22 protein-coding genes are annotated in these 22,441 nt (G+C 73.7%); 16 read left to right on the top strand and 6 right to left on the bottom strand.

The genetic code is table 11. The features are described 5' to 3' along the window. The first annotated feature begins 213 nt into the window (after nucleotides 1-213). The gene (gene thrS, locus ACFU0Y_RS08000; RefSeq protein ID WP_380213942.1) at nucleotides 214-2,331 is read left to right on the top strand and encodes a threonine--tRNA ligase; all 2,118 of its coding nucleotides are present in this window, start codon (nucleotides 214-216) and stop codon (nucleotides 2,329-2,331) included. Continuing rightward, complete coding sequence (locus tag ACFU0Y_RS07995; RefSeq protein ID WP_380213941.1) at nucleotides 2,328-2,906, top strand: HIT family protein; 579 nt, start codon at nucleotides 2,328-2,330, stop codon at nucleotides 2,904-2,906. Before thrS ends, ACFU0Y_RS07995 begins: the two co-directional genes overlap by 4 nt. A 51-nt stretch (nucleotides 2,907-2,957) precedes the next feature. Here ACFU0Y_RS07995 and ACFU0Y_RS07990 read toward each other — a convergent pair whose 3' ends face one another. Beyond that, complete coding sequence (locus tag ACFU0Y_RS07990; RefSeq protein ID WP_380213940.1) at nucleotides 2,958-5,045, bottom strand: M3 family metallopeptidase; 2,088 nt, start codon at nucleotides 5,043-5,045, stop codon at nucleotides 2,958-2,960. Nucleotides 5,046-5,270: 225 nt separating this feature from the next. Between ACFU0Y_RS07990 and ACFU0Y_RS07985 the strand changes: the two genes are divergently transcribed. Continuing rightward, on the top strand, nucleotides 5,271-5,555 hold the full coding sequence (locus ACFU0Y_RS07985; protein WP_380213939.1) for a hypothetical protein: 285 nt from the start codon (nucleotides 5,271-5,273) through the stop codon (nucleotides 5,553-5,555). A gap of 69 nt (nucleotides 5,556-5,624) precedes the next feature. Here ACFU0Y_RS07985 and ACFU0Y_RS07980 read toward each other — a convergent pair whose 3' ends face one another. Further along, on the bottom strand, nucleotides 5,625-5,936 hold the full coding sequence (locus ACFU0Y_RS07980; RefSeq protein WP_380213938.1) for a putative quinol monooxygenase: 312 nt from the start codon (nucleotides 5,934-5,936) through the stop codon (nucleotides 5,625-5,627). 193 nt (nucleotides 5,937-6,129) lie between these two features. On the opposite strand from ACFU0Y_RS07980, the gene ACFU0Y_RS07975 reads away from it, so the two are divergent. Continuing rightward, nucleotides 6,130-7,311, top strand: coding sequence for an alpha/beta hydrolase family protein (locus tag ACFU0Y_RS07975; RefSeq protein WP_380213937.1), 1,182 nt, complete (start codon nucleotides 6,130-6,132; stop codon nucleotides 7,309-7,311). Nucleotides 7,312-7,365: 54 nt separating this feature from the next. On the opposite strand, the gene ACFU0Y_RS07970 is transcribed toward ACFU0Y_RS07975, so the two are convergent. The 3 genes from ACFU0Y_RS07970 to ACFU0Y_RS07960 all read right to left on the bottom strand — a co-directional run bounded on the left by ACFU0Y_RS07970 (nucleotide 7,366) and on the right by ACFU0Y_RS07960 (nucleotide 10,087). After that, nucleotides 7,366-7,740, bottom strand: a complete 375-nt coding sequence (locus ACFU0Y_RS07970) for an MmcQ/YjbR family DNA-binding protein (RefSeq protein WP_380213936.1) — start codon at nucleotides 7,738-7,740, stop codon at nucleotides 7,366-7,368. Nucleotides 7,741-7,977: 237 nt separating this feature from the next. After that, nucleotides 7,978-9,153, bottom strand: a complete 1,176-nt coding sequence (locus ACFU0Y_RS07965; RefSeq protein WP_380213935.1) for an MFS transporter — start codon at nucleotides 9,151-9,153, stop codon at nucleotides 7,978-7,980. A gap of 151 nt (nucleotides 9,154-9,304) precedes the next feature. Next, the gene (locus tag ACFU0Y_RS07960) at nucleotides 9,305-10,087 is read right to left on the bottom strand and encodes a hypothetical protein (protein WP_380213943.1); all 783 of its coding nucleotides are present in this window, start codon (nucleotides 10,085-10,087) and stop codon (nucleotides 9,305-9,307) included. Nucleotides 10,088-10,392: 305 nt separating this feature from the next. Here ACFU0Y_RS07960 and ACFU0Y_RS07955 point away from each other — a divergent pair, with 305 nt between their 5' ends. After that, nucleotides 10,393-10,602: a hypothetical protein gene (locus tag ACFU0Y_RS07955; RefSeq protein ID WP_380213933.1), complete on the top strand. Its 210-nt coding sequence runs from the start codon at nucleotides 10,393-10,395 to the stop codon at nucleotides 10,600-10,602. Between the two features lie 311 nt (nucleotides 10,603-10,913). Here the strand turns inward: ACFU0Y_RS07955 and ACFU0Y_RS07950 are convergent, their stop codons facing one another. Beyond that, nucleotides 10,914-11,615, bottom strand: coding sequence for a hypothetical protein (locus tag ACFU0Y_RS07950; protein ID WP_380213931.1), 702 nt, complete (start codon nucleotides 11,613-11,615; stop codon nucleotides 10,914-10,916). 80 nt (nucleotides 11,616-11,695) lie between these two features. Here ACFU0Y_RS07950 and ACFU0Y_RS07945 point away from each other — a divergent pair, with 80 nt between their 5' ends. From ACFU0Y_RS07945 to secF, 11 genes are all read left to right on the top strand, one after another. Beyond that, nucleotides 11,696-12,265, top strand: a complete 570-nt coding sequence (locus tag ACFU0Y_RS07945) for a hypothetical protein (protein ID WP_380213930.1) — start codon at nucleotides 11,696-11,698, stop codon at nucleotides 12,263-12,265. Between the two features lie 59 nt (nucleotides 12,266-12,324). Further along, nucleotides 12,325-13,206: an SDR family oxidoreductase gene (locus ACFU0Y_RS07940; RefSeq protein WP_380213929.1), complete on the top strand. Its 882-nt coding sequence runs from the start codon at nucleotides 12,325-12,327 to the stop codon at nucleotides 13,204-13,206. Between the two features lie 180 nt (nucleotides 13,207-13,386). Then, nucleotides 13,387-14,694, top strand: a complete 1,308-nt coding sequence (locus ACFU0Y_RS07935) for a MurT ligase domain-containing protein (protein ID WP_380213928.1) — start codon at nucleotides 13,387-13,389, stop codon at nucleotides 14,692-14,694. Nucleotides 14,695-14,706: 12 nt separating this feature from the next. Continuing rightward, nucleotides 14,707-15,429: a type 1 glutamine amidotransferase gene (locus ACFU0Y_RS07930; protein ID WP_380213927.1), complete on the top strand. Its 723-nt coding sequence runs from the start codon at nucleotides 14,707-14,709 to the stop codon at nucleotides 15,427-15,429. A gap of 134 nt (nucleotides 15,430-15,563) precedes the next feature. Then, nucleotides 15,564-16,325: a YebC/PmpR family DNA-binding transcriptional regulator gene (locus ACFU0Y_RS07925; RefSeq protein ID WP_380213925.1), complete on the top strand. Its 762-nt coding sequence runs from the start codon at nucleotides 15,564-15,566 to the stop codon at nucleotides 16,323-16,325. Between the two features lie 26 nt (nucleotides 16,326-16,351). Next, nucleotides 16,352-16,948 carry a crossover junction endodeoxyribonuclease RuvC gene (ruvC, locus tag ACFU0Y_RS07920; protein WP_380213924.1) on the top strand — a complete coding sequence of 199 codons (597 nt, stop codon included), beginning with the start codon at nucleotides 16,352-16,354 and terminating at the stop codon, nucleotides 16,946-16,948. 99 nt (nucleotides 16,949-17,047) lie between these two features. Next, complete coding sequence (gene ruvA / locus ACFU0Y_RS07915) at nucleotides 17,048-17,689, top strand: Holliday junction branch migration protein RuvA (protein ID WP_380213923.1); 642 nt, start codon at nucleotides 17,048-17,050, stop codon at nucleotides 17,687-17,689. Nucleotides 17,690-17,691: 2 nt separating this feature from the next. Further along, entirely contained in the window at nucleotides 17,692-18,816 is a 1,125-nt protein-coding gene (gene ruvB, locus ACFU0Y_RS07910) for a Holliday junction branch migration DNA helicase RuvB (RefSeq protein WP_380213922.1), read from the top strand. A 113-nt stretch (nucleotides 18,817-18,929) separates the two neighbouring features. Beyond that, nucleotides 18,930-19,382, top strand: a complete 453-nt coding sequence (gene yajC, locus ACFU0Y_RS07905; RefSeq protein ID WP_380213921.1) for a preprotein translocase subunit YajC — start codon at nucleotides 18,930-18,932, stop codon at nucleotides 19,380-19,382. A gap of 90 nt (nucleotides 19,383-19,472) precedes the next feature. Next, the gene (gene secD, locus ACFU0Y_RS07900; protein ID WP_380213920.1) at nucleotides 19,473-21,305 is read left to right on the top strand and encodes a protein translocase subunit SecD; all 1,833 of its coding nucleotides are present in this window, start codon (nucleotides 19,473-19,475) and stop codon (nucleotides 21,303-21,305) included. After that, a complete protein-coding gene (secF, locus tag ACFU0Y_RS07895) occupies nucleotides 21,305-22,324 on the top strand; it encodes a protein translocase subunit SecF (protein ID WP_380213918.1) in 1,020 nt (339 codons plus the stop codon). The genes secD and secF overlap by 1 nt, the downstream gene beginning before the upstream one ends. The last annotated feature ends 117 nt before the right edge of the window (nucleotides 22,325-22,441 follow it).

The following is a 22,441-nucleotide window of genomic DNA, read 5'->3' as shown; positions in this document are numbered from 1 at the left end:
CCCGTCACCGTTCCGGTGACGGGGGCCCGTCGTCGTGCCGGTCACGGTGCCGGCTCGGCCGGTGGCCCCGCCTCCGCAGGCCGTCGTCCCACCGCCGCGGCCCGCGCCGGCCGACAGGTACCATCGATGCAGTGCGCGCCGCCTGCCGGTGCCGCTGCCACGCGCCCCCCGTACCGGTGCGTGCCGATTCCCGACCCGAGGAGCACCTTCCCCATGACCACCGTGCCCGAGCACCAGCCCGAGTCCGCCCCCCTCACGATCACCGTCGACGGCGAGCAGCGCACGGTGGGGACCGGGACGTCCGCCGCGGACCTGTACCGCGAGGACCGCTCCGTGGTGGTGGCCCGGGTCAACGGCGTGCTCAGGGACCTCGCCACCGAGCTGGCCGACGGGGACGCCGTGGAGCGGGTGCTGATCTCCGAGCCGGAGGGCCTCGAGGTGCTGCGCCACTCCGCCGCCCACGTCATGGCCCAGGCCGTGCAGCAGCTGCACGAGGACGCCAAGCTCGGCATCGGCCCGTACATCACCGACGGCTTCTACTTCGACTTCGACGTCGAGCAGGCGTTCACGCCCGAGGACCTCAAGGCCATCGAGAAGCGGATGCAGCGGATCGTGAACTCCACCCAGTCCTTCCGCCGCCGTGCGGTGAGCGAGGAAGAGGCCCGGGCCGAGATGGCGGACGAGCCCTACAAGCTCGAGCTCATCGGCCTGTCCCAGGGCCCGGGGTCCGGGGCGGACGTGGACGCCGCCGCGGAGGGCGCCTCCGTCGAGGTCGCCGCCGGTGAGCTGACGATCTACGACAACGTGGACCGCAAGACCGGGGAGACCGTCTGGAAGGACCTGTGCCGCGGCCCGCACCTGCCGGACACCAAGCTGATCGGCAACGGCTACGCCCTCATGCGCTCGGCCGCCGCCTACTGGCGCGGCTCCGAGAAGAACAAGCAGCTGCAGCGCATCTACGGCACGGCGTGGCCGTCCAAGGAGGACCTCACCGCGTACAAGAACCGCCTGGCCGAGGCGGAGCGGCGGGACCACCGCCGGCTCGGCTCGGAGATGGACCTGTTCTCCTTCCCCGACGAGCTCGGCTCCGGGCTGCCGGTGTTCCACCCCCGGGGCGGGATCATCCGCAAGACCATGGAGGACTACTCCCGGGAGCGGCACACGGAGGCCGGCTACGAGTTCGTCTACACCCCGCACATCACCAAGGGCCACCTCTACGAGGTCTCCGGGCACCTCGACTGGTACCGCGAGGGCATGTTCCCCGCGATGCACGTGGACGAGGAGCGGGACCCGCAGACCGGGGAGCTGACCAAGCAGGGCCAGGACTACTACCTGAAGCCCATGAACTGCCCGATGCACAACCTGATCTTCCGTTCCCGGGGCCGCTCCTACCGCGAGCTGCCGCTGCGCCTGTTCGAGTTCGGCCAGGTCTACCGGTACGAGAAGTCCGGCGTGGTCCACGGCCTGACCCGGGTGCGGGGCATGACTCAGGACGACGCCCACATCTACTGCACCCGGGACCAGATGAAGGCGGAGCTGACCACCACGCTCACCTTCGTGCTGGACCTGCTCAAGGACTACGGGCTGGACGACTTCTACCTCGAGCTCTCCACCAAGGACCCGGAGAAGTTCGTGGGCTCGGACGAGCTCTGGGAGGAGGCCACGAACACCCTGGCCGAGGTCGCGGCTGAGTCCGGGCTGGACCTGGTCCCGGACGTCGGCGGCGCCGCGTTCTACGGTCCGAAGATCTCGGTGCAGGCCAAGGACGCGATCGGGCGGACCTGGCAGATGTCCACCATCCAGCTCGACTTCAACCTGCCGGAGCGCTTCGACCTCGAGTACCAGGCCGCCGACGGCACCCGGCAGCGGCCCGTGATGATCCACCGCGCCCTGTTCGGCTCCGTGGAGCGGTTCATGGGCGTGCTCGTGGAGCACTACGCCGGGGCGTTCCCGGCGTGGCTGGCCCCCGTCCAGGTCGTGGCGATCCCGGTGGCCGAGGCGTTCAACGACTACCTGCAGGGCGTGGTGGACACGCTGCGGGCCCGCGGCGTGCGCGTGGAGCTGGACGCCGGCTCGGACCGGTTCCCCAAGAAGATCCGCACCGCCTCTAAGGAGAAGGTCCCGTTCGTGCTCATCGCGGGCGGGGAGGACGCCGAGGCCGGCGCCGTGTCCTTCCGCTTCCGCGACGGCTCGCAGGACAACGGCGTCCCGGTCGGCGAGGCCGTCGAGCGGATCGTGGCGCACGTCCAGCGCCGGGTCAACGAGGAGCCGACGGCCGCGCTGCCCGTGGACCCCCGCGCCGCCGCGGAGACGGCAGGGGTGGGGCAGTGACCGGGACGGCGCCCGACGCCGGGCCGCCGCACCACTGGATCCGCCAGGACGAGTTCGAGATCCCCGGGGTGCCCGACAGCTTCCAGAGGCTGTGGACCCCGCACCGCCTGGCCTACGTGCGCGGGGAGGACCCGTCCGTGCGGGAGGACCCGGGGTGCCCGTTCTGCAACGGCCCGGAGCGCGCGGACGAGGAGTCGCTGATCGTCCACCGCGGCGAGCACTGCTTCGTGATCCTCAACCTCTTCCCGTACAACCCCGGCCACCTCATGGTCTGCCCGTACCGGCACGTCGCCGATCTGACGGAGCTCGAAGAGGCCGAGCTGCGGGAGCTGACGGACCTGACCCGCACGGCGGTGGCCACGATCCGCGGCGTGGCGTCCCCGCACGCCTTCAACGTGGGCATCAACCTCGGCGCCGCGGCCGGCGGTTCCCTCTCGGGGCACCTGCACCAGCACGTGGTGCCGCGCTGGAACGGGGACGCCAACTTCATGCCGGTCCTCGCCGGGACCAAGGCGATCATGCAGACCCTCGGGGACACCCGGCAGGACATCGCCGACGCCTGGCCCGCGGCCTGATCCGCGTCGTCGTCGCCCCCCCGGGTCGTCCGGGCCGGGGGGCTCCGGCGCTCAGCCCCGGACGTCCGGGGCGGGCGCCCCGCGCTGCTGGTGGACGAACTCCTCCCGCGGCCGGAGCCCGCGCCGCTCCAGCAGCGCGCCGAGGCGCGGGCGACGGCCCAGCAGGGCCTCGAAGGCCTCCATCGGGGCGGTCTCGTTGCCCCGCGAGAGCACCTCCTCGGCGAAGCGCCGCCCGTTCTCCCGGGTCGGCCCGCCGCGGGAGGTGAACCACTGCGCGGTGTCGGCGTCGAGGATCTCGGACCAGATGTAGGAGTAGTAGCCCGCGGAGTAGCCGCCGGCGAAGATGTGCTTGAAGTAGCCCGACCGGTAGCGCGGGGCGATGCCGTCCACGTCCACCCCGGCGCGGGCGAGGGCCTCCCGCTCCACGGTCCGCGGGTCCGGGAGCTCGGCCGGGTGCTCGATCCCGTGCCACGCGAGATCCAGACAGGTCGAGGCGAGGTACTCCACGGTCCGGAAGCCCTGCCCGTGCGCGGAGGCCTCCCGCAGACCGGCCACGGTCGCCTCCGGGATCGGCTCACCCGTGCGGTGGTGGCGCGCGTAGTGGCGGAGCAGCTCCGGGTGCAGCACCCACATCTCGTGCACCTGGGAGGGGTACTCCACGAAGTCCCGCGGCACCTTCGTCCCCGAGAACGAGGGAAGGTGCACGTCGGAGAGCAGCCCGTGCAGGGCGTGGCCGAACTCGTGGAAGACCGTCACCACCTCGTCCAGGGTCAGCAGCTTGGGCCTGCCCGCGGGCGGCCGGGTGAGGTTCGCGTTGTTCACGACGACGGGGCGCTGCCCGGTCAGCCGGTTCTGGTGGACCAGTGAGCCCATCCAGGCGCCGCCCTGCTTGGTGGGCCGCGTGAACCAGTCGCCCAGGAACAGGCCCACGCCGCGGCCCTGCTCGTCGGTGACCTCCCACACCCGCACCTGCGGCAGGTAGCCGTGCAGGTCTGGGCGCTCGGTGAAGACGAGCCCGTAGAGCTCCCGGGCGGTGCGGAAGATCCCGTGCTCCAGCACGGACTCCAGCTCGAAGTACTCCCGCAGCGCGGAGGCGTCCACCGCGTAGCGCTCCCGGCGCAGCCGCTCGGCCCAGAACGGCCAGTCCCAGGCCTCGATCGGGTGGCCGGCCAGCTCCTCGAGCTCGGCCCGCTCCTCGAGGGCGTTGCGCACGGCGGGACCGGTGATCCGCTCCAGCATCTCGAGCACCGCCTCCCGGGACGGCGCCGTGGCCCCGGCCAGCACGTGGTCGCTGTGGCTGCGGTAGCCCAGCAGCCCGGCCTGCTCCGCGCGCAGGCGGGCGATCCGGGCGGCCACGGGCAGCAGGTCGGTGCGGCTCTGCGACCCCTCGCCGCCGTGCTCACCGGTGCCGCGGTTGACCGCGGCCAGGTGGATCCGCCGGCGCAGCGCGCGGTCCGTGAGCTCCGACAGCGCCGGCTGGACCGTGAACAGCGAGGGGGTGAGGAGGTACCGGCCCCGCTGACCGTTCTCGGCGGCCGCGGAGGCGGCGGCCTCGACGTCCGCGGGGGACAGCCCGTCCAGCTCCGCGGGGTCGTCGACGACCACGGCGGACGCGTTGACCTCCCGGATCAGGTCGTTGCCGTAGCGGATGCTCAGCTCCGAGAGCTCGTCGTTGATCGCCCGGAGCCGCTGCTGGTCGTCCAGGCCGAGCTCCGCGCCCGAGTTCGCGAACCAGGAGACGTACTCGTCCAGCGCCCGCAGCTGCCACGGCTCCAGGTCGGTGCGGTCGACCCGCCGGACCCGGGCGTACAGGTCCTTGTCGAGCGTGAAGTCCGCCTTGTGCTCCGACAGCCGCGGGGCGAGCTCCTGGTAGATCCGCTGGATGCCCTCGGTGTTGTGGGCGGCGGTGAGGGTGAAGAAGACGGACTCGACCCGGTCCAGGGCCAGGCCTCCGCGCTCGAGGGCCTCGACGGTGTTGGCGAAGGTGGGCGGGTCCGGGTCGGCCAGGACCGCCCGCACGCACTCGAGGTCCTGGGCCATCGCCGCCTCGAAGGCCGGCAGGAAGTGCTCCTCCTTGATCCGGCCGAAGTCGGGCAGCTCGTAGGGGAGCTCGCTGGGGCGCAGGAGTGGATTGTCCAAGGGCCGGCTTCTGTCGTGGTGGGCGGACGGGTGCGACCAAGACTAGCCGCCCGGTGCGCGCCGGCCGTCCGCGGCGACCGATCCGGCGAGGTCCTGCCGCGCCTGCCCGGGTACGTCGCCTACGGTGGGAGTCTCCGGCGGAAGGCCGCACCCCGTGGAACCAGCTCTGCGCCTGCACCACGGACCCGATACCCCGCACGCGGTGGCGGAGAGGCGGCACAGATCATGACGGAGGACAGGGCCCGCACCGCGCGGCAGCGCCTCATGGCGTCGATCGCGTGGTCGTCCTTGCCCGTCTCCACGGTGCTGACGCCGCTGCCGATCGACGGGCAGGACTCCGGGGTGGCCTGGCCGCTGTGGACGGTCACGCTGCCGGCGCTCAGCGGCATCGCGGGTTCCGTCGCCGGCTTCCGCGCGCAGGAGGAGTTCCTGGGGGTCGCAGCGGCGGCATTCGGCCTGCTCGCCGTTCCTGTCGCGATCCCCGTGGTCGTGCTGCTGCACGGGCCGTGACACCGTCACGGATGCCACGGGCGCAAGCCCGTCAGGCCCCGGCCGCGCGGGGCTGCAGGGCGGCGAGAGTCAGAGCACGCCCTGATCGGCGGTGCCGGCGGGCAGCGGTGCCATGGTGGTGACGAGGACGGGTTCCGCGATCAGCCCGTCGACGAGGGTGTTCAGGCGTGCGACCGCTGATCCTTCGGCGTGCGCTGCGAGATCCCCGGCAGAGGACCATTTCTCGATCATCACGATCGACCCGTCCTCGGCGTCGTGGATGGCGTAGAGCAGGCATCCTGGTTCCTCGTGCACAGCAGGAATGGCTTCCTGCAACGCCTCGACGAGCCGGTCCCGGGAGCCGGCGGCGGGGACGAAAACAGCGGTGACGACAACAGCCATGATGCTGTCCTTCCAGACGGTGATGAAGACCATTGAGTGGGACAGCGACCAAGGTAGCCGATCGGCCCGGAGCGTCGCCGAGCGGATCGCGGAGCTCATGGACCCCGCGGAGGCCGCCGCTCCGCGGAGTCCTGCGGGACACCGGTGCGCAGCGGGTCTGGGGCACCTGCCGCGCCAGGCGTACGCTGGTGGCATGGGCGATCCCGGGCTCGTGGCCCTGCCGGTGGGATTCGAGCGGTTCCACCGGCGGGACTTCATCAACTACCAGCTGAACCGTGCCCACGCCCTGGGCTTCGCCGATCGCCGGGAGCTGTTCGACGCCGCGGCGCAGGTCCGGGCGATGGAGGACTGCGTCCCCGTGTTCAAGACCTGGTCGAGCCGGGCGGCCGCCGAGGGCCGGTTCCGGCAGGCGACGGGCCACGCGCGGATCGCGGAGTTCTTCACGCCGCCACGGTCGGAGCAGAAGACCGACCGCTACCGCCGGTATCTCCAGCTCTTCGACACCGCGTTCGCCGGTGCCGGCATCGTCCGCCACGAGGTGCCCTACGCCGGCGCGGCGCTGCCGGCCTACGCGCTTCCCGCGGCGGGCTCGCCGCCGGGCGGCACGGTGCTGCTGCACGGCGGCTTCGACTCCGTGATCGAGGAGTTCTTCCCCGTCTGTCAGCGGGTCGCGGCCGCCGGCTTCGACGTGGTCGCCTTCGAGGGCCCGGGCCAGGGCGGCGCGCGGACGCTGCACGGGCTCACCTCCGACCACGACTGGGAGAAGCCGGTCGCCGCGGTGCTGGACCACTTCGAGCTCGACCGGGCCGCCCTGGTCGGCATCTCGATGGGCGGGTACTGGGCGCTGCGGGCGGCGGGCCGCGAGCCCCGCCTCCACCGTGTGGTGGCCTGGCCGCCGGTCTACGACTGGCTGCACCGGGTGCCGCCGGTGCTGCGGGCCCCGGTCCGCACGATGGCGCGGCACCGGGGCTTCATGAGCCGGAGCGTGCGCACCCGGGCCCGGGTGTCGCCGACCCTGCGTGCCGTGGTCGAGCAGGTCCTGTACATCCTCGACAGCGACGACCCGGCCGATGTCCCCGAGTGGTTCCTCGGCATGAACGCCGGACACCTGGACAGCGGGCGGGTGCGCCAGGACGTCCTGCTGATGTGCGGGGAGCACGACGCCTTCCAGCCGCCGGCACTGGCCCGGGCCCAGGCCCGGGCCCTCACGGGCGCCCGCAGTGTCACGACGCGGATGTTCACCCGGGCGGAGCAGGCCGATCAGCACTGCCAGATGGGCAACCTCGAGCTCGCCTGCCAGGTGCTCACCACCTGGCTGTCCAGTGCTGGGGTGAGCGTGGACGACTCCGGCCCGTGGCCCACTGCGTCCCCGTAGCGCCACGACACGGCACCGTGGGCGGGCGCTGCGGCGATCCGACAGGAGGAGCGGTCAGGCGCGGGTGTGGCGCAGCAGCGGGCGCTTGCGCCGGGGGAGTCCTTCGACGACGAGCTCGTAGGCGTTCAGCACCAGCTCCTCGACGAGCTCCGGGGTGATCCCGGGGCCGGCGGCGAGAGAGATCCAGTGCTGCTTGTTCATGTGGTAGCCGGGCGTGATGGTGGGGAACTCCTGGCGCAGTCCCGCCGCGTGCGGGGGTTCGCACTTGAGCGTCACGGCCGGCACGCCGGGTGCTTCCGTGGTCATCAGGAAGATCTTGTCCACGACCTTGAACACGTCGTGCTCAGGGCCGAAGGGAAAGGTGTGCGTCACGGCCGGCAGCCCGGCGGCGACCCGCATGGCGACCTGCTGAACCCTCGTCCCGTCCACGATGCGTCTCCTTCCCGGGTCCACGGCGTCCGGGCGGCCGACCGCCGGCCCGCTGCCCGGCACCAGTATCCGCCCTCACGCCGTGCGTGCCCTTACCAGCGCATCCGGCGCTCCGCACCTCCGGGCGGGAGGCGCCCGGACCGGGTCCGTGACCGTGCGGTCACCGACCGGACCGGGTCCGCGTGCGCGACAGCCCCGGCGGGTGGTCCGTCGTCGTCCTGCCCGCCGGGAAGACCGTCACGGTGCGTCCCCCGGTGGTCTGCCGGCACGAGCGGGTCGCCCGGCCCGCGCCAGTGCGAGCGGCAGGGTCAGCAGTGAGATCGCCCCCGCCACCAGCAGCGCGGTGCTGAACGACGTCCCCGCGGCGACCATCCCCACCACGACCGCACCGATGCCGGTCCCGGCGTCGAAGCCGATGTTCCACACCGCGCTCGCAGGGCCGTAGTGCCGCCGGCTGACGGCCTGGAAGGTCACGACCAGGGTGAGGTTCTGCAGTCCGCCGTAGCTGATGCCCACCACGGCCGCTCCGGCCAGCAGCGCCGGGGCCACCGTCGACTGCGGATCCCGGACCGCCCACGCGATGACGGACATGCCCGCCGTGGTCAGCAGCACCAGCGGCGCGATGTACCGGCGCGGTCCGTGCCGGTCCGACAGGGAGCCGACCCGCCAGCGCGCGAGCGCGGCGACGACGCTCAGCAGCAGCAGCGCCAGGGCGGTCAGCACGGCGCTGCTGCTCATCTGGGCCATGAAGGTGATGAGCGCACCACCGGCCAGGGTGACGCCGACCAGCAGCACCATCGGCGGGAAGAGGCTCGCATAGGGCACCCGCTCGTTGCCCGCCGGCGGGACGCGGTCCAGCATGCGCGCCAGACGGACGGCGGGCACGGCGGCCACGGCCGGCAGGGCGGCCACGGCGAACACGACCCAGAACCCGAGCCGTTCGGCGACCAACGGTCCCGCCGACAGGAACAGGACCTGCGGCCCCGCGATCGCCAGGCCGTAGGCGCCGATCGCCTGCCCGCGACGCCGTGGCTCCACCAGCTCGGCCACCAGGGCGCTGCCGGTCACGGTCAGGACGCCGAAGCCGAGCCCGCGCACCGCGGACAGCGCCAGGGTGGGGCCGAGAGCCGCACTGGCGCCGTGCGCCAGTGCGGGCAGACCCAGCAGGAGCATGCCCGTGACGAGGACCGGGGCCCAGCCGAAGCGGCGCAGCGCGCCGGGCACGACCAGCTGCGTGAGCACGGTGAAGAGCATGAGCACGCCGTTGACCAGCCCCGCACCGACGGCGTCGGCGCCGCCGCGCACCGCCCAGAGGGGCGCGACCGCCAGCAGCGCGGCATATCCCGAGAAGCCCAGCGCGGTCATCGTCAGCAGCAGCGGCATCCCCGGTGCCCGCCACACCGTGCTGCTCACCACCGGCCTCGTCCTGCGACCACGACCGTCCCCCGGGGGGACGCGTCGTCGGCGGCCGTCCGGGCCCTCCGGCCCCGCGGCCCTGCCGGTGGTCTCCTGCTGCGGGCAACGGTGATCGACATGGTCACGCCAGCCTATGCCCGGCCGCCGCTCAGCCGGAGCCTCCACGGTCCGGGGATCCGCGCAGCACGTCCACGTGCACGTGGTCGAGGTGGCGCAGGATCTCGTTGCCGGGATCGGGGGCGTCGTAGTCCCGCCACTGCGCCTGCGGACTGTGGGCGCTCCAGAACCGGTCGTCGAAGATGACGTACTGGACGTCCAGGTCATCGGCGTGGGCGACCAGCCAGTGGGCCAGCAGCCAGCCCTCCCGCCGGTTCTCCTCGGTCACCGGGCGGAAGAAGACGTCGACGGCGCGGCCGTCGTAGTGCGTGGACTCCTCGCCGTGGCCGTGGCCGACGCCCCCCGGGGCGAACCCGCCCAGGCTCTGCTCGCCGAACACCTCGGCCATCGCCTGCCGGAGCCGCTCGGCGCGCGGGGTGAGACCGGTCTGGGTCAGCTCCTGCTCCGGCAGGTCGGCGGCCGCTGAGCCCCGGCAGGCGAGGCTCGCACCGGCGTCCTCGGGCGGCCCGTCGGCCAGGCGCCGCAGCACCGACTCGTCGATGCCCGAGGTGTCCGGGGTCTCCGCCCCGCGGGCCGCGAGCGCCACCGCCGTGGTGGCCAGCTGGGCCTGCTCCCGGTCGAGTCCGACCTCGCCCTCCGCGGTCCGGACCGTGCACTCCGAGCCCCAGCGCGGCCAGTCGACCCCGGAACGCAGTCCGTCGAGCACGGCCGGTCCGAGGAGCACCAGTCCTCCGGTGAGCATCGCGAGCAGCAGCAGGGCCAGGAGCGGCCGCGCGCGGCGGCGCCGGCCCCCGTGCGTGTTCTCGACGGTCATCACGGGTGCCGGGGTGTGTCGAGCGCGGGCGGCCCGTGGGTGCCGGCGCCGGCCGGCTCGCGGATCCGTCCGGATCCGCCGCATCCGGGGCCGGTCACGGCGATCTGGCGTCCGATGGTGCGCCCTCCTCTGTCCTGACGTGGTGGTCCCGGCTACAGCACAGCAGGCGGACCTGACGAGAGGCTCCACGCGGTGCCGGCGCGGCCCCTCGGCAGGATCCTGGCGGCAGGGGAGCCCTGCGGTACTCCCTCAACGTCACCCTGGACGGGTGCTGCGAGCACCGGGCCATCCCCGCGGACGAGGAGTTGCACCGTCACGCGGCCGAGACCCTCGGCCGGGCGGACGCCCTCCTCCTCGGCCTGATCGACGAGTACGAGGTCGTGGTGCACTCCCGGCCGGCGGTGCACGGGCCGACCTCGTTCGCGGGACTGTCGCGGCACGTCGACCTGACGCTCGTGGGCCGGCTGGAGCTGGGCTCGGGAGCCGTGGCGATGCGCTACGAGCCGCGGCGGTGACCGCTGGGCCGCACCCACCCGGGCCGGCACCGTGACGGCACGAGCACCCTGCGGCCGCCCGGTGCGCCGAGGGCGCCGGCGGGTGCTGCAGATGGGCCAGCACGACGAACGGGCCCACCGGGCTCACCGCGAGAACGACGTGGTTGCCGGCCGGGGCCGTGACACCGCCCCGCGCTCGGCCCGCCTGGCCCAGCAGGTACGGCACCAGCGTCAGCGGTGAACGCCGGGCCTCGTGGTCCGGCTCCTCGTCATGGGCGAGCACCACCGTCCAGGTCAGGTTCCGGCCCGCGCCACGAGGCACCGTCCGCGGGTCACCGTTCGCGGGCCTGCCGGCTCGCCTCCGCGCGGCCGGCGGCGATCTGGGCCGCCCAGCGCTCCCGGAACGGCCGCCGGTCCCGGTCGGCCGGCTCCGACGACGTCACGGCCGCCGCACCGGTCCCGGTCCCGGCGCGCTGCCGGCGGACGGCGTGCTGCTCGGCCGCGGCGAGGGCCTCGGCCCGCCGCCGCTCGGCCTCCACGGCGGCACGCTGGCCGACCGAGGGCATCGGGGTGCCGTCCTGGTGGGTCCACGTGCGCAGGCGGGCGGCGAACCAGGCTCCGGGGTTCTCGATCCCGGTCACCGAGTCGTGGCTGTAGCGCACCCCCTGCGGGGTCCAGTCCAGGGCGTGCAGGACGTCGGCGATGCTCCACCCGGCCTCGAAGCAGGGCCCGGCCACGTCCACCACGTAGGCGGTGGTGATCCGGCGCAGCACCAGTGCGTGGTGCTGGAGCTCCAGCCCGGCCCCGCGACGGACGTGCTGCCGGTCCCGGCGGGTCGCTCCCACCGCCGGCGGCCGCACCGGCGCATGGGCCGGCCACAGCGGAGCGGTCCGCCGGGCCAGGGCGGCCCGGACCTCCTGCCGCTGCACGTCGGCCCGGTCCGCGGGACCCGGCCCGGCCGGATCAGCGGCCCGGGCGAGGGCGCCCTGCGGATCCGTACGGTCGACGATGGGGAACAGCTCGTGCCCGGACATGGTCCGACAGTACCGACGGACCGCACCCGGGCGCACCACGCTGTGCGGGGCCCAGCCCCGGATGTGCTCTACTCGGTCGCATGACCGGTGACGCCCTGCCCGAGACCCCCACGGCCGAGGACCTCCGCGCGCTCGCGCGCAGCTCGCCCTGGCGGTTCAGCACCGTGCACTTCACGCACCGGCGGCAGCGGGACGGCGGGAGCACCGCGAGCGGTGCGCCGGTCGAGGCCTGGCTCGACCGGCGCCGGGGCCGTCTCGTGCTCCGCTCGGCCGGGGGAGTCGAGGTCGCCGGAGGACCTCCGTACGGCGAGGCCGTGGATCCGGTGCCCCACGACGACGACGCCGCGCGCGCCGGCCGGCCGCCGTCCTCGCCGGCGCCGGAGGTGGTGCTGCGCCCGGACGGTCTGGTCGTCCACCGCCCGGAGGACTGGTACGACGACCACGGCCCCGAGGGCCCGACGCTCACCGACGGCAGCCTCCCCACGGTGCACTCCGTGCACCTGGACGTGCGGCCGGGCATCGTCGTGGACATCACCCCGCTGGACGGCACCGGCGGGAGCGGTCTCAGCAACGAGATCCTCGCCGTCGACGAGCCCCTGGACCCACCGCTCGGCCCGCTCACCGGCCCACCCCTCGATCCGTCCCTGTGACGACCCACGACCACCGGACCGGCGCTCGCCCGCCGACCGAGCACGTCAGGAGCAGCACCATGTCCCCCTCCGAACACCCCCTGCGGGGCCGGACCGCCCTCGTCACCGGGGTCTCCCGCCGCCGCGGCATCGGCTACGCGGTGGCCGTCGAACTCGCAGTCCTGGGCGCGAGCGTGTTCCTCCACCACTACGGCCCCCACGACGCGGACCAGCCCTGGGGCGGCGACGACCTGGACGCGGTGCGCGCCGGGGTCCGGGACGCGCTGCAGGACGGGGCGGTCACCGGCGACGCCTCCGCGGACCTGCGGGACGCGGACGCCGTCGAGGACCTCGTGGACCGGGCCTGGGCCATGACCGGGCGGCTGGACATCCTGGTCTGCAACCACGCCCGCAGCGGCGGGGACGGATCCGTCCTGGACCTGACCGCCGGGATGCTGGACGCGTTCTGGGACACCAACACCCGCTCCACCCTGCTGCTCACCCGGCACTTCGCCCACCGGCACGCCGCGACGACGGGGCGGAGCGTGCCGGCCCGGCCCGGTGACCGGATCGGCCGGTCCGGACCGGTGGACGAGCGGACGGCGGGCCGGGTGATCTGGATGACCTCGGGGCAGGCGGAGGGGCCGATGCGCGGCGAGGTCGCCTACGCCACCAGCAAGGCCGCCCTGGCCGGGGTGACGCCCACCGTGGCCGCGGAGCTGCTCGAGCTCGGCATCGTCCTGAACACGGTCAACCCCGGGCCCGTCAACACCGGCTACCTCGACCCCGGCACCACCGACCGCTCCCTGGCGGAGCTCGAGGCGTGGCGGCAGGCCACCCCGTTCGGCCGGTGGGGGCGCCCCGCGGATCCGGCGCGGCTGATCGGCTGGCTGGCCACCGACCAGGGCGTGTGGGTCGCCGGCCAGGTGCTCACCACCGACGGAGGGCTGGGTCTGAGCTGAGCCCCCGGGCCCGGCTCGAGCACCGTGCTGACCGGGCCGACGACGAGGGAGCGTTCCTCAGCGTCCCTCCGGCGCACCCGCCGGAGCGCTCCCCGTCGTCGTCCGTTCCAGGGCTCCGGGACGCGAGACCACCGGGGGCCCGTCCGGAGGGCCCGGCCGCCCCGGGGCGCAGACCATAGGATGGAGCGCATGTCCAGACCCCACGTGCGCCTGCTCGGCCAAGGCATCCGGTACCTGACCACCCTGCGCGGCGGAGGCTCCGCCTTCCCCGGCCTCGTCATGGAGCGGCTGCACCCCGGGTTCGTGGCCGAGGAGCTCGCGAAGCTGCCGCACGGAGTGGTGCTCATCAGCGGCACCAACGGCAAGACCACCACCACCAAGATGGCCGTCCAGCTGCTGCGCTCGCAGGGGTACAAGGTCTTCACCAACCGCACGGGCTCCAACTTCGTGCGCGGCGTGGCCGCCGCCCTGCTCGGGGAGATGAGCCTCACCGGCCGGCTCGACGCGGACGTCGCCGTGCTCGAGCTCGACGAGGCGCACGCCGTGCACTTCGTCAAGCAGGTCAAGCCCCGCCACGCGCTGCTGCTCAACGTCATGCGGGACCAGCTGGACCGCTTCGGCGAGATCGACACCACCCGGCGGATGCTCGCCCAGATCGCCGCGGCCACCACCGGCACCGTGGTCCTCAACAGGGAGGACCCCCGGATCGTGTCGCTGGCGGAGCACGTCCCCGAGGGCACGCAGACCCGCTGGTTCGGGCTCTCCGCGCCGCTGCGGCCCATGTTCCCCTCCGACGACGACATGCGCTCGGCCGGCGGCCCCGACGCCGACGCCGACCACGAGGCGGAGCTGGCGCCCCGCCCGGCCGCCGACGTGGAGCTCACCTCCTTCGAGGCGAACCGGGTCCGGCTCACCGTGGGCGGGGAGCCCGTCGAGACCACCGTGGAGCTCTACGGCGTCTACAACATGTACAACGCCGCGGCAGCCCTCGCCCTGGCGCTCGCGGTGGCCGGCCCCGACGCGGACCGCGCCGCACTGGTGGACGAGCTCTCCCGGGTGACCCCGGCCTTCGGCCGCGGGGAGACCATCACCGTGGACGGCCGGCCGCTGCAGCTGCTGCTCGTGAAGAACCCCGCCGGCTTCCGGCTCTCGCTGGCCTCGGCCCGGCCGGGCGACTACGCCACGATGGTCGCCATCAACGACGAGTACGCCGACGGCCGCGACGTCTCCTGGCTGTGGGACGTGGACTTCCACTCCCTGCGCCCGGGCGGCGTGGACGTGGTGGCCGGCACCCGGGCGTGGGACATGGCCCTGCGCCTGGACTACGACGAGGTGGCCGTGCGCGAGGTGGTCCCCGCCCTGGGAGAGGCCCTGCGCCGCTTCGTGGCCGGGGCCGGGGACCGGCCCATGCGCGTCTTCTGCACCTACACGTCCATGCTCGAGCTGCGCCGGGAGCTGTCCCGCGTGGCCGAGGTCGCCGAGATCTGAGCGGAGCCCCCCATGACCGACCGCACCGTCCACCTCGTCCAGCTCTACCCCCGGGACATGAACATCTACGGGGACTGGGGCAACACGCTCACGCTCAAGCGCCGGCTGGAGAAGTACGGCTACGCCGTGCGGCTGAGCGATCACAACCCCGGTGACCCGTTCCCGGCGGACGCCGACCTGCTGGTGGGCGGCGGCGGCCAGGACTCGGGGCAGTTCCGGGTCCAGGAGGACCTGCAGCGGATCGCCCCGGAGCTGCGGGCCATGGCCGCCGACGGCGTGCCGATGCTCGCGATCTGCGGTCTCTACCAGCTCTTCGGCCACGAGTTCCGCACGGGCGCCGGCGAGACCCTGCCCGGCATCGGCATCCTCGACCTCACCACGGTGGGCGGGCCGACGCGCCTGATCGGCAACATCGTGCTGGAGTCCCCGGAGTTCGGCACGGTCGTCGGCTACGAGAACCACTCCGGGGTCACGCGCCTCGGACCGGACCAGACGCCGCTCGGCACGGTGGTCAAGGGCGCGGGCAACAACGGGGAGGACGGCACCGAGGGCGCGCGCGTGCACCACGTGGTGGGCTCGTACCTGCACGGGTCGATGCTGCCCAAGAACCCCGCCGTGGCGGACCACCTCATCCGCGCGGCCGTGGAGCGGCGGCTCGGGGCCTTCGACGCCGCGCCGCTGGACGACACCCTGGCCGAGCGGGCCCGGGAGGTCGCGCAGGCCCGGCCCCGCTAGACCCCCGGCCGGGCGCGGACGCACCCGGTAGAATGGGCCAGGACTTCTCCGGCCCGTCCCGGCCACCGCCGGGGCGGGCCGTGCCGGGACGACGTGTCCCGGCCGACCGTCAACGACTTCCCGAGGAGGGACGCATGTCAGGACACTCCAAGTGGGCCACGACCAAGCACAAGAAGGCCGCGATCGACGCCAAGCGCGCGAAGGCCTTCGCCAAGTACATCAAGGGCATCGAGGTGGCCGCGCGGATGGGCGGTCCCGACACCGCCGGCAACCCGGCGCTGGACCTGGCCGTGTCCAAGGCCAAGAAGAACTCGGTGCCGGTCGCGAACATCGACCGCGCGATCAAGCGCGGCGCGGGCCTGACCGGTGAGGTCGTCGACTACACCGAGATCCTCTACGAGGCCCGCGGTCCCCAGGGCACCGCGCTCTACATCGAGTGCCTCACCGACAACAAGAACCGCGCCGCCTCCGAGGTGCGCGTGGCCGTGACCCGCAACGGCGGCACCATGGCCGACTCCGGCTCCGTGGCGTTCCTCTTCGAGCGCAAGGGCGTCGTGGAGGTCACCCGCACCGACGGGCTCTCCGAGGACGACGTCCTCATGGCGGTCCTGGACGCGGGCGCCGACGAGGTCGTGGAGCAGGAGGACGTCTTCGAGGTGGTCTCGGAGGCCACCGACCTGCCCGCGATCCGCGCAGCCCTCGACGAGGCCGGGCTCGAGTACAACAACGACGACCCGCAGTTCCGCCCGAGCATGCTCGTGGAGCTCGACGCCGAGGGCGCCCGGAAGTTCCTGCGCCTGGTGGACGCCGTCGAGGAGCTCGACGACGTGCAGAACGTCTACGCCAACGCGGACATCCCCGCGGAGGTCCTGGCCCAGCTCGACTCCGAGGACTGACCACGGCCACGCAGCGGATCCTCGGGGTGGACCCCGGACTGACGCGGTGCGGGTTCGGCCTGGTCGACATGGCCGGCAACCGCACCGCGTCCTTCGTGGACGTCGGGGTGGCCGGCACGGACGCCGCCGACCCGCTCGACGTGCGCGTGCTGCGGATCTGGGAGGCCGCCGAGCGGTGGATCGAGCAGTACCGTCCCGACGTCCTCGCCCTCGAGCGCGTGTTCGCCCAGACCAGCGTGAACACGGTGATCGGCACCGCCCACGCCTCCGGCGCGGTGATCGCCTCCGCGGCCCGCCACGGCGTGCCGGTGGCCTGGCACACCCCCTCCGAGGTCAAGGCCGCGGTGACGGGGGAGGGGCGGGCCGACAAGGCGTCCGTGGCGCGCATGGTCGTGCGCATCCTCCGGCTCGAGGAGGCGCCCCGGCCGGCCGACGCCGCCGACGCCCTGGCCATCGCCATCTGCCACGGCTGGCGCGGCGGCGGCACGGGCGTGGACGCGACGGCCCGGACGGAGACGCACCAGGGCGCCCGGCCCCTGGCCGCGGCCCGCTCCGGCATGACCCCCGCCCAGCGGGCCTGGGCCGAGGCGGAGCACCGTGCCCGCCGGGGCGGGCGCCGGTGAGTCGGTGCCCACTGCTAGAGTAGCCCGCGAGCCCTCATTCGTAGATCTGTTCGAGCAACCGTGCTCGGCCCCCGCCGGGGCACGGGAAGGAGTCGCGCGGTGATCGCGTCCATCACGGGACAGGTCGAGCACGTCGGCCTCAGCACCGCCGTCGTGGCCGTGGGCGGCTTCGGCGTCCAGGTCCAGGCGACGCCGGAGACCCTGTCCGGCCTGCGGGTCGGGGGAGAGGTCCGGCTCGACACGGCGTACGTGGCGCGCAAGGACGAGTCCCCGCTGCTCTTCGGCTTCCGCAGCCCCGCCGAGCGCGAGGTCTTCGAGATCATGCTGGGCGTCAGCGGGGTGGGCCCGCGCACCGCGCTGGCGGTGCTCTCCGTGCTCGGCCCCGACGACGTGCACCGCGCCATCGCGCAGGGGGACGCCAAGGCGTTCACCACCGTTCCCGGCATCGGGCCCAAGGGCGCCCGCCGGATCGTGCTGGAGCTGGCCGACAAGCTCATCGTCCCGGACCGTCCCGCCCAGCCCGCCGCCGCCCCCATGGAGCCGTGGCGGGCGCAGGTCCTCGAGGCCCTCGTGGGCCTGGGCTGGAACGAGAAGGACGCCGCCCGGGGCATCGCCGACGCCCTGGCCGACCGCGAGGAGCTCGCCGCCTCCGGCGACGTCCCCGCGATCCTGCGCGCGGTGCTCGGGTGGCTCGGCGCGGCCAAGGCCGGTCCCCGGGTCGGCGCGGAGCGGAGGGCCTGAGCATGGCCCGCGAGGACGGCGCCGCCGTGAACTCCCGGGACCGGCTGGTCTCGGCGGAGGACGAGCCCGACGAGAAGCAGCTCGAGTCGGCGCTGCGGCCCGCGAACCTCGACGAGTTCGTGGGGCAGAAGCGGGTGCGCCAGCAGCTGTCCCTGGTGCTCGAGGCCTCGCGGCTGCGGGGCCGCTCCGCCGACCACGTCCTGCTCTCGGGGCCTCCCGGCCTGGGCAAGACGACCCTGGCCATGATCATCGCCGAGGAGATGGGCGCGCCCCTGCGCATCTCCTCCGGCCCGGCCATCCAGCACGCCGGCGACCTCGCCGCGATCCTGTCCTCCCTGACGGAGGGGGAGGTGCTGTTCCTCGACGAGATCCACCGCATGTCCCGGCCCGCCGAGGAGATGCTCTACATGGCGATGGAGGACTTCCGGGTGGACATCATCGTCGGCAAGGGTGCCGGCGCCACGTCCATCCCGCTGGACCTGCCGCCGTTCACCCTCGTGGGCGCCACCACGCGGGCGGGTCTGCTGCCCGGCCCGCTGCGCGACCGCTTCGGCTTCACCGGCCACCTCGAGTTCTACTCCGTGGCGGAGCTCGAGCTCGTGCTGCGCCGCTCCGCCGGGCTCATGGACCTCGCGATGACCGCCGAGGGCTTCGCCGAGGTCGCCTCCCGCTCCCGGGGCACCCCGCGCATCGCCAACCGGCTGCTGCGCCGGGTGCGGGACTGGGCGCTCGTGCACGGCGTCGACCGGATCGACGCCCGCACCTCCTCCGCGGCCCTCGACATGTACGAGGTGGACGCGCGCGGCCTCGACCGGCTGGACCGCTCGGTGCTGGAGGCGCTCGTGACGAAGTTCGGCGGCGGGCCCGTGGGCCTGTCCACCCTCGCGATCGCGGTGGGGGAGGAGACCGAGACGGTCGAGACCGTGGCCGAGCCCTACCTGGTCCGCGAGGGCCTGCTCGGCCGGACGCCCCGGGGCCGGATCGCCATGGCCGCGGCCTGGGACCACCTGGGTCTGCGCCCGCCCGAGCACGCCGCGTTCAAGGACCCCGGGCTGCGGGCCGCCTTCGGCGGCACGGCCGGGGCCGCGGTCCCCGCCGAGGACGTCCCACCGCTGTTCGAGGACTGAGGACGGGCGCCGGCCGGCGGGACGGACCAGGATCCCCGGGTGCCGTCCAGGACGCTGACGGGTTCGATCCCCTACCATGGTGAGGACACCCACCACCGATCGAACGGAAGTCCGTGAGCGCGCTCCTCCTCGTCCAGTCCCTCCCCGCCCAGGCCGCCCAGCCCACGGGAGGCGGCACCGCCTGGCTGCTGCCCCTGATGCTCGTGGCCATGGTGCTCCTGCTCTGGCTGCCCATGCGCCGGCAGAAGAAGGCCATGGCCCAGGTCAAGGAGAAGCAGGCGGCCATGGGCCCCGGCACCGAGGTCATGACGAACTACGGCCTCTACGGCACGGTCCGCTCGATCGACCGGGACACCAACAAGGTCGTCCTCGAGATCGCTCCCGGCACCGCCGTGACCGTGCACCTGCAGACCGTCACCACGGTCGTCGAGGACGAGGCGGCCCCCGCCGCCGAGACCCCGGCCGAGGCGTCCGTGATCGAGCCCGACACCCCCGGCACCGGGTCGGCCCCGGCCGACCCCCTGGACGACGACGCCCGGCGCGAGCCCGGGCAGCGCAACGACTGACCCCCCACGCGGGACGACGGGCCGACCGATGGTCGGCCCGTTCCCATGCACAGGCCCGGCCCCACCGGGCCGTCGTTCCGAAGGAAGACCATGGCACTGACCACACGCAAGACCTCCGGTGACCCGGCCCCCGCGGCACCGGACGGGAGGAGCGGCTCGACCGCGCCGGCGCGCTCGGGGGTGCGGGCCGCCCTCTCCACCGCCCGGCGGTCCCTCGTCGGGCTGATCGTGCTGCTGGCCCTGCTGGCCGGGCTGCTGGCCTGGGGCACGGGCACCGACCGCACCGGCTGGGGACCCAAGCTGGCCCTGGACCTCGAGGGCGGGACCCAGATGATCCTCGCCCCGACCCTGCAGGGGGAGGACGCCGGCCAGGAGGTCACCGCCGAGCAGCTGGACCAGGCCGTGGAGATCATCCGCCAGCGCGTGGACGGCTCCGGCGTGGCGGAGGCGGAGATCGCCACCCAGTCCGGCAGCAACATCGTGGTCTCCATGCCCGGTGTGCCCTCCGCCCAGACCCGCGAGCTCATCCAGACCTCCGCGCAGATGAACTTCCGGCCCGTGCTCACCACCGCCGCGGCGGAGCCGGTGCCCGAGGACCAGCGCGTGGCCGAGGACGAGGTGCCCGAGCCCACCGCCGAGCCCGCCGACGCCTCCGACCCGAACTGGATCACCCCCGAGCTGTTCCGGCAGTTCGAGGAGACCGACTGCACCGCGCCGCAGTCCCCGGAGGAGCGGGAGGCCCAGGACCCCGACGCGCCGATCGTCGCCTGCGAGCCCGAGACCGCCACCAAGTACCTCCTGGGACCGGTCGAGATCCAGGGCACCGGGATCGACGACGCCTCCTACGGCACGGCCCAGAACTCCCAGGGCGTGTCCCTGAACCAGTTCGCCGTCAACCTGCAGTTCGGCCCCGAGGCCACGGACACCTTCCGGCAGCTCTCCGAGCGGCTCTACGGCATCGGCAACGCCACGCCGGGCGACCCCCGCAGCCAGTTCGCGATCCTGCTCGACGGCCAGGTGGTCTCCGCGCCCTCGATGAACGCCGTGATCACCGACGGTCAGGCCCAGATCACGGGGCAGTTCACCGAGGAGCAGGCGCAGTTCCTGGCCGAGCAGCTCAAGTACGGGGCCCTGCCCATGAGCTTCGACATCCAGTCCGAGCAGCAGATCTCCGCGACCCTCGGCGCGGACCAGCTGCGGATGGGCATCATCGCCGGGATCATCGGCCTGGTGCTCGTGTGCGTCTACTCCCTCTTCCAGTACCGGCTGCTGGGGCTGGTGACCATCAGCTCGCTCGTGGTCGCGGGCGTGCTCACCTGGCTGGCCATCACCCTGCTGGGCTGGTCCGCGAACTACCGGCTGTCCCTGGCCGGCGTGGCGGGCCTGATCGTGGCGATCGGCCAGACCGCCGACTCGTTCATCGTCTACTTCGAGCGCATCCGCGACGAGATCCGCAGCGGCCGCTCCATCCCCGCGGCGGTCGACCACGGCTGGCAGCGCGCCCGCCAGACCGTGCTCGCGTCCAAGGCCGTGAACCTGCTGGCCGCCGGGGTGCTGTACTTCGTGGCCGTGGGCAACGTGCGCGGCTTCGCCTTCACCCTCGGCCTGACCGCCATCGCCGATCTCCTCGTCGTGTTCCTCTTCACGCACCCGGTGATGGTCATGCTCGCCCGCACCCGCTACTTCGGCGGCGGCGGGAAGCACTCGGGGCTCAGCCCCGAGGCCCTGGACGCCGTGCCGCTGTACCGCGGCGCCGGACGGCTGCGCGAGCCCCGGACCGAGCACGACGGCCTGACCATCGCCGAGCGGCGCCGCCGAGCGGCGCGGACCGCGCCGCAGGACCCCCCGTCCGCGGCGGCCCCGGACGGCGCGCCGGTCGGTGCGTCGTCGTCCGCCGCCCGCACCCCCGAGGAGAACGCCTGATGTCCCGGTTCGCAGATTTCGGCAACGCCCTGCACAGCGGGCGGACCTCCTACCCCTTCGTGGCCAAGGCCAGGCGGTGGCTCGCGATCGTGGGCGTCCTCGTGCTGCTCTCGCTGCTCGTGCCCGTGGTCAAGGGCGGCTTCAACCTGGGCATCGACTTCACCGGCGGGTCCGAGTTCACGGTGTCCTCGGTGGCCGACCCGGACATCGACACCGGCCGGGACGCCGTCGCCGGGTCCTCGGACGCCGCGGAGGTCGAGGTCACCAACATCGCCCCGGAGACCGTCCGGGTGCGCACCGAGCAGCTCGACGACGACCAGACGCTCGCCGTCAAGGACGCCCTGGTCGAGGCCTACGGAGTGAGCGAGGAGGAGGTCACCTCCAACTTCGTGGGACCCACCTGGGGGGCCGGGGTCACCAGCCAGGCCCTGCGGGGGCTCGTGCTCTTCGTGGTGCTGGCCACCGCCCTCATGGCCCTGTACTTCCGCACCTGGAAGATGTCGGTCTCGGCGGTCGCGGGCATGCTCGCCTCGGTGGCGATCACCGCGGGGATCTACTCACTCGTGGGCTTCGAGGTCACCCCGTCCGCGGTGATCGGCTTCCTCACGGTGCTCAGCTACTCGCTCTACGACTCCGTGGTGGTCTTCGACAAGGTCCGCGAGAACACCGAGGGACTGCTCGACGGCACGGCCCCGCCGGAGCGGGCCGGGCGGACGTTCTCCGACCAGGTGAACCTCGCCGTGAACCAGACCCTCGTGCGCTCGATCAACACCTCCGTGGTCGGCATCCTCCCGGTGGGCTCGATCCTGTTCATCGGCTGGCTGGTCCTCGGCGCGGGCACCCTCAAGGACCTGTCCCTGTCCCTGTTCGTCGGGATCATCGTGGGCACCGCGGCCACCCTGTTCGTGGCCGCGCCCCTCTACGCGCTGCTGCGCCGCGGGGAGCCCGCCGTCCGGGAGCAGGAGGCCCGGGCGACGGCCCGCGCGGAGCGTGCCGCCGAGGAGGCGCTCGCGCACTAGACTGTAGCCACCGTAGGGCGGGCCGTGCAGGAGCAGCCCGCCACAGCAGCACCTGTCGAACCGGATCCGGGCTCGACGACCGGGGCGGCGGCCCGACGGCCCCCCCCCCCCGGGCCA

Origin of the sequence: Kocuria sp. NPDC057446 (genome assembly GCF_042802875.1) — a bacterium.
Lineage (GTDB): Bacteria > Actinomycetota > Actinomycetes > Actinomycetales > Micrococcaceae > Kocuria.
The sequence above is the reverse complement of the archived record's forward strand: the minus strand, read 5'-3'. Positions and strand labels throughout refer to the sequence as shown.

What these genes read in the sequence shown, in the direction of transcription:
- thrS (WP_380213942.1), top strand. Translation starts at nt 214, where the DNA reads ATGACCACCGTGCCCGAGCACCAGCCCGAGTCCGCCCCCCTCACGATC.
- ACFU0Y_RS07985 (WP_380213939.1), top strand. Translation starts at nt 5,271, where the DNA reads ATGACGGAGGACAGGGCCCGCACCGCGCGGCAGCGCCTCATGGCGTCG.
- ACFU0Y_RS07980 (WP_380213938.1), bottom strand. Translation starts at nt 5,936, where the DNA reads ATGGCTGTTGTCGTCACCGCTGTTTTCGTCCCCGCCGCCGGCTCCCGG.
- ACFU0Y_RS07975 (WP_380213937.1), top strand. Translation starts at nt 6,130, where the DNA reads ATGGGCGATCCCGGGCTCGTGGCCCTGCCGGTGGGATTCGAGCGGTTC.
- ACFU0Y_RS07960 (WP_380213943.1), bottom strand. Translation starts at nt 10,087, where the DNA reads ATGACCGTCGAGAACACGCACGGGGGCCGGCGCCGCCGCGCGCGGCCG.
- ACFU0Y_RS07950 (WP_380213931.1), bottom strand. Translation starts at nt 11,615, where the DNA reads ATGTCCGGGCACGAGCTGTTCCCCATCGTCGACCGTACGGATCCGCAG.
- ACFU0Y_RS07945 (WP_380213930.1), top strand. Translation starts at nt 11,696, where the DNA reads ATGACCGGTGACGCCCTGCCCGAGACCCCCACGGCCGAGGACCTCCGC.
- ACFU0Y_RS07940 (WP_380213929.1), top strand. Translation starts at nt 12,325, where the DNA reads ATGTCCCCCTCCGAACACCCCCTGCGGGGCCGGACCGCCCTCGTCACC.
- ACFU0Y_RS07935 (WP_380213928.1), top strand. Translation starts at nt 13,387, where the DNA reads ATGGAGCGCATGTCCAGACCCCACGTGCGCCTGCTCGGCCAAGGCATC.
- ACFU0Y_RS07930 (WP_380213927.1), top strand. Translation starts at nt 14,707, where the DNA reads ATGACCGACCGCACCGTCCACCTCGTCCAGCTCTACCCCCGGGACATG.
- ACFU0Y_RS07925 (WP_380213925.1), top strand. Translation starts at nt 15,564, where the DNA reads ATGTCAGGACACTCCAAGTGGGCCACGACCAAGCACAAGAAGGCCGCG.
- ruvB (WP_380213922.1), top strand. Translation starts at nt 17,692, where the DNA reads ATGGCCCGCGAGGACGGCGCCGCCGTGAACTCCCGGGACCGGCTGGTC.
- secD (WP_380213920.1), top strand. Translation starts at nt 19,473, where the DNA reads ATGGCACTGACCACACGCAAGACCTCCGGTGACCCGGCCCCCGCGGCA.
- secF (WP_380213918.1), top strand. Translation starts at nt 21,305, where the DNA reads ATGTCCCGGTTCGCAGATTTCGGCAACGCCCTGCACAGCGGGCGGACC.